This window comes from Pseudomonas sp. B3(2017), assembly GCF_002113595.1.
Classification (GTDB): Bacteria; Pseudomonadota; Gammaproteobacteria; order Pseudomonadales; family Pseudomonadaceae; genus Aquipseudomonas; species Aquipseudomonas ekonensis.
On record NZ_NEIU01000006.1, the window covers coordinates 57,485 to 72,728 of the forward strand.

The window sequence follows — 15,244 nt, forward strand, 5'->3', positions numbered from 1 at the left end:
GGTGGACTGCGGGTGTTCGTCAGGGTTCTGTTTTTTTTCAGGCGAGCGTTTCGCTGCGTTTGGCCCGGGTCACGCGATCCACCAGGTAGACCAGTCCGTGGTAGTCGATGCCGCCGTGCTGCGTCAGGCCGATCTCACAGGTGCGGCTGGTGGAGATCCCCTCGCTGCACTGCTGCACCGCGTCCTTGAGGGTACGCAGCGAATGGCGGTTGAGTTCCGGCGTGGTGAAGCCCTTGTCGCCGGCGAAACCGCAGCAGTGGATGCCTTCCGGGATGACCACGTTCTTGCTGCACTTGCGCGCCAGGTCGATCAGCGCCTGGCTTTCGCCCAGGTGTTGGGTGCTGCAGGTCACGTGCACCGCAATCGGTGCGTCCTGGGGCGTGAACTCCAGCCGGTCGAGAAGATGCGTACGGATGAAGCGCACGGGGTCGTACAGATCCAGGCGAACATCGCCGACATCCTGCACCAGCCGCAGGGTGCAGGGGCTGGTGTCGCAGTAGATCGGGTCGAGCCCGCCGCGGCTGGCCTGGAGCAGGGCGCCGATCAGTTCCTGGCGCTTGTGTTCGGCCTGCTCGGCATAGCCCTTGGAAGCGAACGGCTGGCCGCAGCAGAGGCTGTCCTGATTCTCCGGGAAGACTACTTGATACCCGGCCTTTTCCAGCAGTTGACGGGTTTTGTCGTACAGCGACATCTGCTCCCGGTCACCCGCCGCGGGCCCCATCACCCGCGACACGCACGCCGCCAGGTACACCACGCGCGGGCGCTCGTCGTTGACGGTTGGGCTGAAGCGCACGGCGCGCTCCGGTTGCGGCATCGCATTGGTCCATTGCGGCACTTGTCCCTTGGACAGGCGCGTCAGCGTCGCCGACAGCTTCGCCAAGCGCGGGGCTCCCAACAGCATGCGGGCGCCGTTGGCCACGTGCAGGGTGAAGCGTGCGCCTTGCAGCGTCGTGGCGAAATTTCCTTCGATCCAGTTAGCGGTTTTCGTATGCGTCGCGTGTCGGCCCCGGAGCTTTTTCACCAGCTCGCCGGTATTGATTCCGACCGGGCAGCGTTGCGCGCACAGGCCGGTGGCGGCGCAGGTGTCGATGCCTTGGTAGTCGTAGGCCTTTTCCAGCTCGGTGGTGTCGACCCCGGCGCGCTTCCTCGCCTGAATGTCACGCCAGATCACGATGCGCTGGCGCGGGCTCAGGGTCAGGCCCTTCGACGGGCAAACCGGTTCGCAGAAGCCGCATTCGATGCACTTGTCGACGATCTCGTCCGCCGCCGGCAGCGGTTTGAGGTGCTTGAGGTGGATCTGCGGGTCTTCGCTGAGCACAACGTCCGGATTGAGGATGCCATCGGGGTCGAGGAGGCGCTTGAGTTGCCACATCAACTGGTAGGCGTCGCTGCCCCATTCCAGTTCGACGAACGGCGCCATGTTGCGGCCGGTGCCGTGCTCGGCCTTCAGCGAACCGCCGAACTCCACTGCCACCAATTGCGCCACGTCGTCCATGAACGCCTGGTAGCGTGCGACTTCTTCTGCGCTGTTGAAGCCTTGGGTGAAGACGAAGTGCAGATTGCCTTCCAAAGCGTGTCCGAAAAGGATCGCTTCGTCGTAGCGGTGTTTGTCGAACAGTTCGATCAGACGGTTCACACCGATGGCCAGTTGTTCCACCGGGAAGGTCACGTCTTCGATGATCACCGTGGTGCCGGTCTTGCGCACCGCGCCGACGGCGGGAAAGGTGTCCTTGCGGATCGCCCAGAGCCGGGCGTTCTCGGTCGGGTCTTCGGTGAAGTCGACCTGCTTTTCCACCGGGAATCCACTGAGCGACGCCATGATCTGCGCCAGCTGTTCCTGCAGCAATGTGGAAGAGGCGGCGCGGGATTCGATCAGCAAGGCGCAGGCATTGTTCGACAGGTGCTGTACGAAATCCGGCATGCCGGGTTTGTCCTGCACCGAGCGCAGGCTGCGTCGGTCGAGCAGTTCCACGGCGGACACTGGTTGGCGCTTGAGCACCGTGACGGCGTTGCAGCAGGTTTCCACATCCGGGAACACGATCAGCGCCGAGGCCTTGTTCGGGTGGTCGACCACGGTGTCGTAGGTCACCGCGCTGATGAAGCCGAGGGTACCTTCGGAGCCGACCAGCAGGTGGCTCAAGATATCCACAGGCTCGTCGAAATCCACCAGGGCGTTGAGCGACAGGCCGGTGGTGTTTTTCAGACGGTACTTGTGGCGGATTCGCGCAGCCAGTTCGGCATTGGCGCGGGTCTCGCGGCCCAGTGTCGCCAGACACTCCAGCAGTTCGCCGTGGCTTGCGCGAAACGCCGCGACGCTGGCGGCATCTTCGGTGTCCAGGCGCGTGCCGTCGGCCAGCACCAAACGGATGCCGGCCAGGGTGTGATAGGTGTTCTGCGCAGTGCCGCAGCACATGCCGCTGGCGTTGTTGGCGACGATGCCGCCGATCTTGCAGGCGTTGATCGACGCCGGATCCGGCCCGATCTTGCGCCCGAACGGCGCCAGCCAGGCGTTGGCCTGTGCGCCGATCACGCCCGGCTGCAGACGGATCTGCGCGCCGTGGCCGCGGATTTCACGGCCGTTCCAGTTGTCGCCCAGCACGATCAGCACCGAATCGCTGATCGCCTGGCCGGACAGGCTGGTGCCGGCGGCGCGGAAGGTCACCGGCACCCGGTTGCGGCGGGCCAGTTTCAGCAGCGCCACCACTTCGTCTTCGGATTCGACGCGGACCACCAGTTTCGGGATCAGCCGGTAGAAGCTCGCGTCGGTGCCGAACGCCAGGGTCGACAGGGGATCGTCGAAGCGGCGTTCGGCCGGAATCAGTTGCTGCGCATCGCGCAGGAAAGCCGCCGGTAACGTCATTGGTCCTCCAGGATCAACACCACCAGGTCTTTCGGGCCGTGGGCACCGTAGGCCAGCACTTGCTCGATGTCGGCGGTCTTCGACGGGCCGGACACCAGCAACGCGTTGGTCGGCATGCCCTGGGCCCATTCGAATTCCTGCTGCACCTGGTAGAAGTTGTCGCGGATCTGGCTGGCCTTGAGCAGGGCGAAGTGCACGGTCGGCACCAGGCTCATCAGGCGCGGCTCTTCCCGGGTCGGCCAGAGGATCAGGCTACCGGTGGCGGCGATGGCGCCGAGGGTGCCGGTGAGGCTCGCCGGCGTGTCGTTGAACAGCTCGGCTTTCCATTCTTCCATCGGCCGGTCGTAGGCCTTGAGCACCGGCAGGGCGGGATTGTTCGACCAGTGTTGTGCGATCTGTCGACCGTGGTCGGTGGTCGGTGCGATCAGCAGGCTGGGCAACTGACGGTCGCGCAGCAGTTGAGCGAGCAGGGCAGGCCAGTCGTCGCCGGTGGTCAGATGGATCTCGGTGTGCACCGCTTCCATCAGTTTTCGCAGTTGCGGGATGCGTTGTTCGGCCGCGTAGGTGTAAGGCTGCGTCACCAGATCGACATCGAAGTTGTCGGCAATCGGTGTGGTGCCGGTCAGGCTCTTGCGCAACTTGCCGAGGATGTTTTGCTTGGCGCTCATCAGCGGTCTCCCTCTTTGCCCAGATGTTCCCGGGCCATGTCGTGCAGCGAGCGGGCGGCGGGTTTCGGCGCGCTGTGGTTCTGTGTCCATGGGCCGACGTTGTTCGGCGTCAGTGCGCGCAGGCGCGTGGCCGCGAAGGCGAACAAGCGGTAGAGCGCCGGCGAGCTGTTGAGCTTGGCCCAGGCGTTCCAGATGAAGCGCTCCTTGCGCGAATACTTGCTGCCCTGGCCGCGCATCACCGGTTTCGGCGCGTCCGGCGCCTTGACGTTCTCTTCGCGCAGGCGGCGCAACAGCGACGGGATCGGAATCTTCACCGGGCAGACCTCGCCGCAAGCCCCGCACAGGGACGACGCGCTCGGATGATCCGGAACTTTCGCCAGGCCGACCATGTGCGGGGTGATGATCTTGCCGATGGGGCCTGGGTAGACCTCGCCGTAGGTGTGGCCGCCGACGCGGGTGTAGACCGGGCAATGGTTCATGCACGCGCCGCAGCGGATGCAGTTGAGGGTCTGGCGCAGTTCGCTGTCGGCGAAGGCCTGGCTGCGGCCGTTGTCGAGCAGCACCAGGTGCACTTCCTGAGGGCCGTCGAGTTCGTGTGCCTTGCGCGGGCCGGAGATCATGTTGACGTAGGTGGTGATCGGGATGCCCAGGGCCGAGCGGGTCAGCAGGGACAGCAGCGGCACCACGTCGCGCAGGTTTTCCACCACCTTCTCGATGCCGGTGACGGCAATGTGCACCGGCGGCACCGTGGTGGTCATGCGGCCGTTGCCTTCGTTCTCCACCAGCAGCAGGGTGCCGGTTTCGGCCACGGCGAAGTTGACGCCGGAGACGCCGATGTCCGCCTCGAAGAATTTCTGCCGCAGCACCCTGCGACCGATCTGAATGAGTTGGTCGACGTCCTTGGTGTACTCCACGCCGAGTTTGTCGTGGAACAAGGACGCGACCTGACCGGCGTTCTTGTGGATGGCCGGCATAATGATGTGAGAGGGCTTCTCGTGGTCGAGCTGGACGATGTATTCCCCCATGTCGGACTCCAGACATTCAATGTCCCGAGCCTCGAGGAAATGGTTCATCTCCATCTCTTCGCTGACCATCGATTTGCCTTTGATCACTTGCCGCGCCTCGTGAGCGCGGATGATCGAAAGAACGATGCCATTGGCCTCGTCCACCGTTTCCGCCCAGTGCACAGTCACACCGTTGCGGGTCAGGTTCTGTTCCAGTCGCTCGAGCAGGTCGGGCAACTTGGACAGCGCGCGGGCCTTGATCGCATTGCCCAAAGCGCGCAGGTGTTCTCGTTCATGGGCATCGCTGAAGGCCGCCGCTCGCTTGGCCATCAGTGAGTCCATCGCGGTGCGGAAGTTGTTCCGCAACTGCTTGTCGCCCAGGGCGTTGTGGGCCCGGGCGCGGAAATCTTCTTCTACGGCAACCGTAGGAATGATCGTCGAGGCGCTCACTTCGCACCTCCGGTCCGCTGCCACAGGAAGCTGGCCAAGTGTTGGCCGCGCAGCGCTTCCTTTTGTTTCTCCAGCGAACCGTTGATGTTCATCAAACAGCCGCAGTCGGCGCTCAGCACCTGGTGCGCGCCGGATTCCTTCAGCGCGCGGGTCTTGTCGGCTACCATCGCGCCGGAAATGTCTGGCATACGGACGCTGAATGTCCCACCGAAGCCACAGCATTCGCTTTCATGGTCATGGTTGACCCGTTCCACGTTGCTCAACTGCGCCAACAGCTCGCGGCCGTGCAGGTGGGTGTTCATCTCCCGGCGCGCCGAGCACGAGGTGTGCAAGGCGACCTTCACCGGCTCGCCGCTGTCCTCAAGCTGCACCTTGCAGACGAACAGCAGGAACTCGGCCAGTTCATAGGTGCGGGCCGCGAGGGCCTGCACCTGTTGCAGCGTGTCCGGCTCGTCCTTGAACAAGTCGGCGTAATGCTCGCGGATCATCCCCGCGCACGAGCCCGACGGCACCACCACCGGCCAGTCCCCGGCGAACAGCGCCAGTTGCGAGCGCGCCACAGTCCGGGCCTGTTCGGTGTAACCGGAGGTGTAGGCCGGTTGTCCGCAGCAGGTCTGCCCTTGCGGGTAGTCGACCCGGATGCCTTCGCGCTCCAGCAGGCGGATCGCGTCCATCCCGGCTTCGGGGTAGAACAGATCCACCACGCAGGTCCCGAACAGGTAGACCCGCGACGGTTTCTCGCCGGGGTATTGCCGGGGTTCGGGCAGGGGCGGTGCGACGCGGGTAGCGTTGGGCACGGCGTTGTAGAAAAGCTCGCTCATCAGGCGTGTCTCCGGGTGGGCCCGGTTATCCGTCTGTGCGGCTGCCGAATATAGAGCGCGTTGCTTTCAGCAGCCTTACAGACCGGGGTGTGAATTGCTGACGCCGGAATCACGGACCGGCGTCGGTTTTTTCCTTATGGCTCGTCGTCTCAGTGCACCAGCAGGCCGGTGAACCAGTAGGCCTGGGCCAGGGTGATCAGGCCGACGATCGTTGCAAAGAATAGGCTGTGCTTGAGGGTGAACCGGAACAGATCCGATTCCTTGCCCACCAGGCCGGTCGCGGCGCAGGCCACGGCGATCGATTGCGGCGAGATCATCTTGCCGGTCACGCCGCCGCTGGTGTTGGCGGCCACCAGCAGGGTGTCGTTGACGCCGATCTGGTGCGCGGTGGTCGCTTGCAGCGAGCTGAACAGGGCGTTGGACGAGGTGTCCGAGCCGGTCAGGAACACACCCAGCCAACCGAGGAACGGCGAGAAGAACGGGAACGCCGCACCGGTCGCGGCCAGCACCAGGGCCAGGGTCGAGGACATGCCTGAGTAGTTGGTGACGAAGGCGAACGCCAGCACCATGCCGATCGACAGGATCGGCCAGCGCAGCTCGTAGAAGGTCTCTTTCAAAGTGGTCAGACCAGTTTTGAAGTCGATCTTCAGCACCGCCATCGAGATCAGCGCGGAGAAGAAGATCGCCGTGCCGGTGGCGGAGATCGGGTCGAGCTTGAACACCGCCGGGATCGCGGTCGGCGTGGCGACGATAGGCGCGGTCTTGATCACCAGTTGATCGAGGTGCGGGATCGCGAAGTTGAACACCCAGGCGTACATCGAGCCGCCGGCGGCGAACATGGCCTTGAACGGCTTGAGGGTCCAGATGGTCACCAGCACGGTGAGGATCAGGAACGGCGACCAGGCCTTGAAGATTTCACCCAGGCTGTAGGGCGATTCGACGGTCGTGCGCTTCTGGCCGAAACCGCTTGCGCTGGCCGTCACCACCGAGGCGGAAACGGCGCCGGCGATGTGTTGGCCGGCGGCGCGTTTTGGCTGCCAGACCTTCAGGAACAGGGTCAGCGAAATCAGGCTGGCCAGGGCCGAGGTGATGTCCGGCAGCTCCGGGCCGATGAAGTTCGAGGTGAAGTACTGGGTCACGGCGAAGCTCAGGCCCGCCACCAGCGCGGCCGGCCAGGTCTCACGCACGCCGCGCAGGCCGTCCATCATGAACACCAGCCAGAACGGCACGAACAGCGACAGCAGCGGCAGTTGGCGGCCGGTCATGGCGCCGATCTTGAACGCGTCGATGCCGGTCACTTGGCCGGCGACGATGATCGGGATCCCCAGCGCACCAAAGGCGACCGGCGCGGTGTTGGCGATCAGGCACAGGCCGGCGGCGTACAGCGGGTTGAAGCCGAGCCCCACCAGCAGCGCGGCGGTGATGGCCACCGGTGCGCCGAACCCGGCGGCACCTTCCAGGAATGCGCCGAAGCAGAAACCGATCAGCAGGACCTGCAGGCGTTGGTCGTCGGTGATCGACAGTACCGAGCTGCGGATGACCTCGAACTGGCCGCTCTTGACCGTCAGTTTGTAGAGGAACACGGCCGCCACGATGATCCAGGCAATCGGCCACAGACCGTAGGCGAAACCGTAGCCGGCGGCGGCGAAGGCCATGTCCACCGGCATGTGGAACGCGAAGATCGCCACGGCGATGGCCAGCGCCAGGGTGATGCTGCCGGCGACATGGCCCTTGAGGCGGAACACCGCCAGGGCGAGAAAGAAGAAGACGATGGGGATGACGGCCGCGAGGGCGGACACGCCGAGGCTGCCGAGCGGGCTGTAGAGCTGTTGCCAGGTTTGCATATGGGGTGGCCCCTAATTGTTGTTGGTCAGGCACTGTCAGCGATTTGGGTAATTGGTAAGACCAATTTACAATCGCTGTCGGCTAGGGTAAAAGCCTCGATATCGGTGTGTCAATTTGCCGCCCTAAAACTTTTGTCGAACAACAGGACGCTCGGGCCGGTTGAGCCGGTCGAATCGACGGGATCTGAGAGGTGCCGGCAACGCGGCGATAGGCCAGAATAGAGAGCCCGGCGAGCGGTCGGGGTCGTGGAGAATTGAGTGATGGGGTTTGATCAGATACGTCAGCGCCGTTTGTCTGACGATATTGTCGAGCGGCTTGAGGGGATGATCCTTGAGGGCACGCTGAAGTCCGGCGAACGCTTGCCGGCCGAACGTACGCTGGCCGAACAGTTCGGGGTGTCCCGGCCGTCGCTGCGCGAAGCGATTCAGAAGCTGACGGCCAAGGGCCTGTTGGTCAGCCGCCAGGGCGGCGGCAACTATGTGGTGGAAAGCCTCGGTTCGACCTTCAGCGATCCGCTGCTGCAACTGCTGGAGAGCAATCCTGAGGCCCAGCGCGATCTGCTGGAGTTTCGGCACACCCTGGAGGCATCGTGCGCCTATTACGCGGCATTGCGCGCGACCGACGTGGATCGCGAGCGGCTGACGGCGGCGTTCGAGGAACTGCAGGATTGCTATTCACGGCACGACGAAGTGAGTCGGGCGGAAGAGGGTGCGGCGGACGCGAAATTTCATCTGGCGATTGCCGAAGCCAGCCACAACGCCGTGTTGCTGCACACCATCCGCGGGCTGTTCGACCTGCTCAAGCGCAACGTGGTGACCAACATCGGCGGCATGTACAAGCAGCGCGCGGAAACCCGCGACATGCTGATCACCCAGCACCGGGAGCTGTATCTGGCGATTGTCGAGGGGCGGGCGGAACAGGCGCGTGAGGTGTCCAGCCGGCACATTCTGTATGTGCAGGAAGTGCTGGAGGAAGTGCGTCAGGAAGTTCAGCGCGTGGCCCGGGCGGAGCGGCGCAAGGGGATGTGACGGTGGTTTGCCTGGCTTGATCTGTGGCGAGGGAGCTTGCTCCCTCGCACGGCACTTTATGACTGGACTGGCGTCAGTCTTCCTTGCCCTTGTTGCGCACGGCGCGCTGCAGCTCGCGGCCGGCGTCGCGTTCGCGCTCGGTGTCGCGCTTGTCGTATTCCTTCTTGCCCTTGCCCAATGCGATCTCGCATTTGACCATGTGCTTGCTCCAGTAGAAGGACAGGCATACGCAGGCGTAGCCCTTCTGCTGAACGGCGGCGGACAGCTTGTCCAGCTCGCGGCGGTTGAGCAGCAGCTTGCGGGTGCGCACCGGGTCGGCGATGACGTGGGTGCTGGCGGTCATCAAGGGCGTGATGTGGCTGCCGAGCAGCCAGGCTTCGCCATCCTTGAGCAGCACGTAGCTGTCGACCAGCTGCAGCTTGCTTGCCCGCAGACTCTTTACTTCCCAACCGGCCAGAACCAGACCGGCCTCGAACTTGTGCTCGATGAAGTAATCGTGTCGCGCCTTTTTGTTCTGCGCGATGGTTCCTGTTGGGTGTTTTTTCTGTTTGGCCATAGGGGCGGCATTATATGGAGATAAACGGCTGGCGGCTACGGTGATGCGCGCGCTTGAGCAGGTTGAGTGAATCCCGGACAATGCGGCCTCTTTTTCGAACGCTTGGGCGTGATAAACGATGTCGACAGACAAGGTTTCTGTCCACGGCAGTTGGGCTAGCCGCTGGGTTTTCATATTGGCGGCGACGGGCTCGGCCGTGGGCTTGGGCAGCATCTGGAAGTTCCCCTACATGGTCGGGGTCTACGGCGGCGGCGCCTTTGTGCTGATGTTCCTGGCGTGCATCGCCCTGATCGGGATCCCGGTGATGCTCGCCGAAACCCTGATCGGCCGGCGCGCCCGGCAGAGCCCGGCCAACGCCCTGAAGGTGCTGGCGCTGGAGGCGGGGCACACGGCCAAGTGGTCGTGGGGCGCGTTCGCCGGGATGATCACGGCGCTGCTGATCCTGTCTTTCTATAGTGTGGTGGGCGGCTGGTCGCTGGACTACATCGTCGACATGGGGCGCGGCGACTTCCAGGGCGCCAGCGCCGATCAGGTGGGCGCCTACTTCGGCAACGTGATCGCCGACCCGTGGCGCCTGACGCTGTGGCACACCGTGTTCATGCTGCTGTCGGCCGTCGTGATCGCCAAGGGCGTGGTCGCCGGTCTTGAGCGCAGCCTGCGGATCATGATGCCGCTGCTGTTCGTGATGGTGCTGGTGCTGCTCGGCTACAGCATGACCACCGGGCATTTCATGGAAGGCGTGCATTTCATGTTCGACTTCCATCCGGACAAGGTGCTCGACGGCCTGCTGCCGGCGATGGGGCATGCGTTCTTCTCGCTCAGCGTGGGCGTCGGTTCGATCATGATCTACGGCGCTTACATGCCGAAACACACCTCGCTGTCCGGCACCGTCGTGGGTGTCGCGCTGCTCGACACGTTCGTGTCGCTGCTGGCGGGGCTGGCGCTGTTTCCGATCGTGTTCGCCGGTGGCCTGAACCCCAGCGAAGGGCCGGGGCTGATGTTCGTCAGCCTGCCGTTCGCCTTCGGCAACGTCGCGTTCGGTCAGCTGATGGGCGTGGTGTTCTTCGTCCTGGTGGCCATCGCCGCCTGGAGCTCGGCCATTTCCTTGCTGGAGCCGATGGTCGCCTATCTGGTGGAGCGGACTAAAATCAGCCGTGCGTGGGTGACGTTCTGGCTGGCCTTCATTTGCTGGTTCGTCGGCCTGGGCACGGTGTTCTCCTTCAACATCTGGAAGGAGGCCAAATTCTTCGTGAACGAAGGTGGCCTGTTCCACCTCTACCAGTGGGGCGCGGCGGGCGGTCTGGATTTCTTCGGCGTGATCGATTTCTTCACTTCGCGGATCATGCTGCCGCTCGGCGGGTTGTGTTTCGTGATGTTTGCCGGTTGGGTGATGGGGCGTGAGGCGGTGCGTGACGAGCTGTCGATCCGCAGCCCGGCGCTGTTCGCCTTGTCCCTGTTCTTGATGCGCTATGTGGCGCCTATCGGCATTCTTGTGGTGTTTGCCGCCCAGCTCTGGAAGTGACGCTGACATGACGACACATATTCAACGTTCGGCGCTGTTGCCTTATCCGGCGCAGTTTCTCTACGACCTGGTCAACGACGTGGCGCGCTACCCGGAGTTCCTGCCGTGGTGTTCGTCCGCCGAGGTGCTGGAAAGCTCGGACGTCTACATGCGCGCCAGCGTCGGCGTGGCCAAGGGCGGCCTCAGCCAGCATTTCGTCACCCGCAACACGCTGGTGCCGGGGCAGTCGATCGAGATGAACCTGGAAGAGGGGCCGTTCACGCAACTGCACGGCATCTGGGTGTTCAAGCCGTTGGGCGAGAAGGCGTGCAAGATCAGTCTGGACTTGTCCTTCGACTACGCAGGGCCGCTGGTGCGCGCCACCCTCGGCCCGCTGTTCAATCAGGCGGCCAACACCCTGGTGGATGCGTTCTGCCAGCGCGCCAAGCAGAAGCATGGTTGATCCGGTGATCGAGATCGAAGTGGTGTATGCCGCCGTCGACCGTCAGATCCTGCGTTCGGTGAGCGTGGGCGAGGGCACGACGGTGCGCGCTGCGCTCATGGCCTCGGGCTTGGGCAGCGAGTGTCCGGAGCTGGATCTGGCCGGCTGCCCCTTGGGCATTTTCGGCAAGGTGATCGCCGACCCGCAAGTGCGTGTGGTTCAGGCAGGGGATCGCATCGAGGTCTATCGCCCGTTGCTGGCCGATCCGAAGGAAGTGCGGCGTCTGCGTGCGGCCAGGGCCGCCGAGGCGAAAGCGCGAAACCAGTGAGTCGGCCGGTGGCCAGGCAATAAAAAACCCGGAATCTCCGGGTTTTTTATTGCGTCGCAAATTATTGCGGCGAGGTTTCCAGCGGCTCCGGCGTCGGCACCGGAACGGTTTCCACGCCATCCACGTCCTTCTGGATCTGATCCAGCAGGGAACCCGGCTTGACCGGTTTTTCCGGTTTCGGCTTCTCGCCGTTTTCTGTGGCAGGGGCGGTCACGGTGGTGCCGGTGTCCTTGCCGAGGATGGCTTCGTCACGGCTTACGCCGGGCATGAAGTCACCGGAGAGGCTGACGAGCTGGTCGTTCGCGTTGAAGTTGACGCTGATGCGTTCCTGTTGGCGTTCACCGCCGCCCGGCTGCAGGCTGTACAGGTAATCCCAGCGGTCGGGGTGGAATGTGTCGGCGATCAGGGGGTTGCCCATGATAAACCGCACTTGCCGCCGGGTCATTCCCGGACGCAACTGGTCTATCATGTCCTGCGTGACGACATTGCCCTGCTGGATGTCGATTTTGTAAACCCCGGGGAATGAACAACCGGCGAGTGCGAGCAGTCCCACGAAGGTGAAACTGGTTAGCAAGAGCTTGGTGTTTTGCATCGGTGGGCGACTTCCACTATCTTGGCTGGGACAACGTAAACGCCGATCATACCCGCATTAAGAGAAGCTGCGAAGCAGCATCGCGAGAAAGCTGACCATGGTTGAAAATAGCGAACTACGCAAAGCCGGCCTCAAAGTGACCCTGCCTCGGGTCAAGATCCTGCAAATGCTGGACTCCACCGAGCAGCGCCACATGAGTGCCGAAGACGTCTACAAGGCGTTGATGGAGGCTGGCGAGGACGTCGGTCTGGCCACGGTCTACCGTGTCCTGACCCAGTTCGAAGCGGCCGGCCTCGTGGTCCGTCACAATTTCGACGGCGGCCACGCGGTATTCGAACTGGCCGACAGCGGACACCACGACCATATGGTCAACGTGGAAACCGGTGAGGTGGTCGAGTTCGTCAGCCCGGAAATCGAAAAGCTCCAGAAGGCGATCGCCGAAGAGCACGGTGTCGAGTTGGTCGACCACAATCTGGTGCTGTACATCCGCAAGAAAAAGTAAGCCTGTCGCGCGAGCGTCAGGTTCGCGAAACGAACGAAGGCGACCCGAGGGTCGCCTTCGTGCTTTGTGCAGGGGTCAGGCCTTTGCGGCGACGACCATCTTTTTGGCGTGCGCCAAGGATTCCTTGGTCAGGTCGATGCCGCCGAGCATCCGCGCCACCTCTTCTATGCGGTCGTTCTTGCCCAGCCGGGACACGGCCGTGTGGGTGGCCTGTTCGCCACGCACCTTGTGCACGAACAGGTGCTGGTGACCTTGGGCCGCCACCTGCGGTAGGTGGGTCACGGTCAGCACTTGGCCCCGTTCGCCGAGGCGCCGCAGCAACTGGCCGACAATCTCTGCCGTCGGCCCGCCGATCCCCACGTCCACTTCGTCGAACACCAGCGTCGGCACGCGGGAGGTCTGGGCGGTGATGACCTGGATCGCCAGGCTGATCCGGGACAGTTCGCCGCCGGACGCCACTTTGGCCAACGCCTTGAGCGGTTGGCCGGGGTTCGCGCTGACCAGCAGTTCCACGTGTTCCAGGCCGTTGGGCTGCAGCTCGTCGCTGTCGTTGGGGCGAAGCTCGATGGTGAAGCGGCCGCCCGGCATGCCCAGGCGTTGAATCTCCTGCTCCACCGCGCCGGCCAGGCTGCCGGCGGCCTGATGCCGCAAGTCACTCAGCTCCCGGGCCTTCTCCTGATAATGACGGGCGAAAGCGTTGAGCTCCTCGCCCAGCCGCTCGATGGATTCGTCATTGGCGTTCAGGGTTTCGATTTCGTCCAGCAGCCTCTGCTGCAGTTCGGCGACCTCGGTGGGTTGGATCCGGTGTTTGCGCGCCAGGGTATAGATGGTGTCCAAACGTTCTTCCAGATACTGCAGGCGTGCCGGATCGGCGTCGAAGTTGTCGAGGAACCGGTTGAGTTCGCCCACGGCCTCTTCGACCTGGATCTGCGCGCTGGTCAGCAGGCTGCTGGCCTCGTTCAGGGCGCCGATGGTGCTGTTGACGCTGGTCAGGCGATTGAGGCAAGCGGTCAGGGCGCTCAGCACGTTGCCGGAATCGCTTTCGCTGCAATGGTCAACCACTTGTCGGCAAATGCCGAGCAGGGCCTCAGCGTTGGTCAGGTTCTTGTGTTCCTGCTCCAGTTCCTCCAGCTCGTTTTCGCCGAGTCCGAGGTTTTCCAGCTCTTCGAGCTGATAGCTGAGCAATTGGTGGCGTGCGCGCTGCTCGTCGCCGGAATTGGAGAGACGCTCCAGTTCCTGGCGGGTCTGGCGCCAACGCTGGGCGGCCAACTGCACCTGGCGGGCGAGGTCGGTGGCGCCGGCGTATTCGTCGAGCAGGCGTCTGTGGGTGTCGGTCTTGAGCAGCGATTGGTGTTCGTGCTGGCTGTGGATGTCGATCAGCAGTTCGCCGAGGGCCTTGAGGTCGCCCAAGGGGCAGGGGGTGCCGTTGATGTAGCCGCGGGAGCGGCCCTCGCTGGTGATGACCCGGCGCAGGATGCACGGGCCGTCGGTTTCCAGGTCCCGTTCGGCCAGCCAGGCGCCGGCCTCGGGGATGTCGCCCAGGTCGAAGGTCGCCAGGATGTCGGCCTTGTCGGCGCCGGGGCGCACCACGCCGCTGTCGGCGCGGTCGCCGAGGGTCAGGCCCAGGGCGTCGAGCATGATCGACTTGCCGGCGCCGGTTTCGCCGGTGATCACGCTCATCCCGCGATCCAGCTCGAGATCGAGGTGTTCGACGATGGCGTAGTTGTGTACGGACAGGTGCACCAGCATGTGGGCCGCTCCCAGGCTTGAGGTCTGGTTATTTATACAGTGTTTTGTTTTGGGCTGACAATGCCTTCCCTTAGCTCGATTGGCTTGGAGGCGATCGGCGGTTATCGCGTGCGGGAATGACAATGCGGCACTTTTTTGTAGGGTTAATCGCGCCAGGCCCTTGAAGCCTGATTTTGCGGCCCCATATACCGGGGCAGAAGCGCGGGTAGAGCCCGCGGACGATATTGAAAGGAGAATTCTATGGCTGACGAACAGACAGTGGATACGCAAAATCCAGAAGCCAATCAGGCGCCCGAAGCGTCGGGCGATGACCTGGCGACCCGTGTGCAAGTGCTCGAAGAGCAACTGGCCGCTGCGCAGGATCAATCTCTGCGCGTAGCCGCCGATCTGCAGAACGTCCGCCGCCGTGCCGAGCAGGACGTCGAGAAGGCGCACAAGTTCGCGCTGGAGAAGTTCGCCGGCGACCTGCTGCCGATCGTCGACAGCCTGGAGCGCGGCCTCGAGCTGTCGAGCCCGGACGACGAAAGCATCCGTCCGATGCGCGAAGGCATCGAACTGACCCTGAAGATGTTCCACGACACCCTCAAGCGCTACCAGCTCGAAGCGATCGACCCGCATGGCGAACCGTTCAACGCCGTTCACCATCAGGCGATGGCCATGCAGGAGAGCGCCGATGTCGAGCCGAACAGCGTCCTGAAAGTGTTCCAGAAGGGCTACCAGCTCAACGGCCGCCTGCTGCGTCCGGCGATGGTCGTGGTCAGCAAGGCGCCGGCGCCGATTTCGCCTTCGATCGACGAGAAGGCTTGAAATCTGCCGTAAGGCCCCCATTTAGAAGTCAAGCGTTTAAGTGCTACCGCAGTTGGCCAAGACCGCTGCGGCAACCAAATCCAAAGTTTCG

14 protein-coding genes are annotated in these 15,244 nt (G+C 63.5%); 6 read left to right on the forward strand and 8 right to left on the reverse strand.

The features are described from left to right. Positions 1-37: 37 nt before the first annotated feature. From CAG33_RS10735 to CAG33_RS10755, 5 genes are all read right to left on the reverse strand, one after another. Positions 38-2,860 carry an FAD-binding and (Fe-S)-binding domain-containing protein gene (locus CAG33_RS10735; protein WP_085638346.1) on the reverse strand — a complete coding sequence of 941 codons (2,823 nt, stop codon included), beginning with the start codon at positions 2,858-2,860 and terminating at the stop codon, positions 38-40. Next, positions 2,857-3,528, reverse strand: a complete 672-nt coding sequence (locus CAG33_RS10740) for a lactate utilization protein (protein WP_085638350.1) — start codon at positions 3,526-3,528, stop codon at positions 2,857-2,859. Before CAG33_RS10740 ends, CAG33_RS10735 begins: the two co-directional genes overlap by 4 nt. Continuing rightward, a complete protein-coding gene (locus tag CAG33_RS10745) occupies positions 3,528-4,982 on the reverse strand; it encodes a LutB/LldF family L-lactate oxidation iron-sulfur protein (RefSeq protein ID WP_085638353.1) in 1,455 nt (484 codons plus the stop codon). Before CAG33_RS10745 ends, CAG33_RS10740 begins: the two co-directional genes overlap by 1 nt. Beyond that, positions 4,979-5,803, reverse strand: coding sequence for a (Fe-S)-binding protein (locus CAG33_RS10750; protein ID WP_085631768.1), 825 nt, complete (start codon positions 5,801-5,803; stop codon positions 4,979-4,981). Before CAG33_RS10750 ends, CAG33_RS10745 begins: the two co-directional genes overlap by 4 nt. A 149-nt stretch (positions 5,804-5,952) precedes the next feature. Then, on the reverse strand, positions 5,953-7,647 hold the full coding sequence (locus CAG33_RS10755) for a lactate permease LctP family transporter (protein WP_085638356.1): 1,695 nt from the start codon (positions 7,645-7,647) through the stop codon (positions 5,953-5,955). 261 nt (positions 7,648-7,908) lie between these two features. Here CAG33_RS10755 and CAG33_RS10760 point away from each other — a divergent pair, with 261 nt between their 5' ends. Then, positions 7,909-8,676, forward strand: coding sequence for an FCD domain-containing protein (locus tag CAG33_RS10760; RefSeq protein WP_085578403.1), 768 nt, complete (start codon positions 7,909-7,911; stop codon positions 8,674-8,676). Between the two features lie 73 nt (positions 8,677-8,749). Here CAG33_RS10760 and smpB read toward each other — a convergent pair whose 3' ends face one another. After that, positions 8,750-9,232, reverse strand: coding sequence for an SsrA-binding protein SmpB (smpB, locus tag CAG33_RS10765; protein ID WP_085578405.1), 483 nt, complete (start codon positions 9,230-9,232; stop codon positions 8,750-8,752). 118 nt (positions 9,233-9,350) lie between these two features. Here smpB and CAG33_RS10770 point away from each other — a divergent pair, with 118 nt between their 5' ends. Genes CAG33_RS10770 through CAG33_RS10780 form a run of 3 tightly spaced genes read left to right on the forward strand, consistent with a single transcriptional unit; the run spans position 9,351 to position 11,503 of the window. Then, positions 9,351-10,754: a sodium-dependent transporter gene (locus CAG33_RS10770; protein ID WP_085578407.1), complete on the forward strand. Its 1,404-nt coding sequence runs from the start codon at positions 9,351-9,353 to the stop codon at positions 10,752-10,754. Between the two features lie 7 nt (positions 10,755-10,761). Next, positions 10,762-11,196 carry a type II toxin-antitoxin system RatA family toxin gene (locus CAG33_RS10775; protein ID WP_085578409.1) on the forward strand — a complete coding sequence of 145 codons (435 nt, stop codon included), beginning with the start codon at positions 10,762-10,764 and terminating at the stop codon, positions 11,194-11,196. Continuing rightward, positions 11,189-11,503 (forward strand): RnfH family protein, encoded by a 315-nt coding sequence (locus CAG33_RS10780; RefSeq protein WP_085578411.1) that lies wholly within the window; start codon positions 11,189-11,191, stop codon positions 11,501-11,503. Before CAG33_RS10775 ends, CAG33_RS10780 begins: the two co-directional genes overlap by 8 nt. A gap of 61 nt (positions 11,504-11,564) precedes the next feature. Here CAG33_RS10780 and CAG33_RS10785 read toward each other — a convergent pair whose 3' ends face one another. After that, positions 11,565-12,095, reverse strand: coding sequence for an outer membrane protein assembly factor BamE (locus tag CAG33_RS10785; RefSeq protein WP_085578413.1), 531 nt, complete (start codon positions 12,093-12,095; stop codon positions 11,565-11,567). Between the two features lie 97 nt (positions 12,096-12,192). Between CAG33_RS10785 and fur the strand changes: the two genes are divergently transcribed. Further along, a complete protein-coding gene (fur, locus tag CAG33_RS10790) occupies positions 12,193-12,597 on the forward strand; it encodes a ferric iron uptake transcriptional regulator (RefSeq protein ID WP_007915216.1) in 405 nt (134 codons plus the stop codon). Between the two features lie 75 nt (positions 12,598-12,672). Here fur and recN read toward each other — a convergent pair whose 3' ends face one another. Continuing rightward, complete coding sequence (recN, locus tag CAG33_RS10795) at positions 12,673-14,346, reverse strand: DNA repair protein RecN (protein WP_085578414.1); 1,674 nt, start codon at positions 14,344-14,346, stop codon at positions 12,673-12,675. 240 nt (positions 14,347-14,586) lie between these two features. Between recN and grpE the strand changes: the two genes are divergently transcribed. Beyond that, complete coding sequence (gene grpE, locus CAG33_RS10800; protein ID WP_085638359.1) at positions 14,587-15,153, forward strand: nucleotide exchange factor GrpE; 567 nt, start codon at positions 14,587-14,589, stop codon at positions 15,151-15,153. The last annotated feature ends 91 nt before the right edge of the window (positions 15,154-15,244 follow it).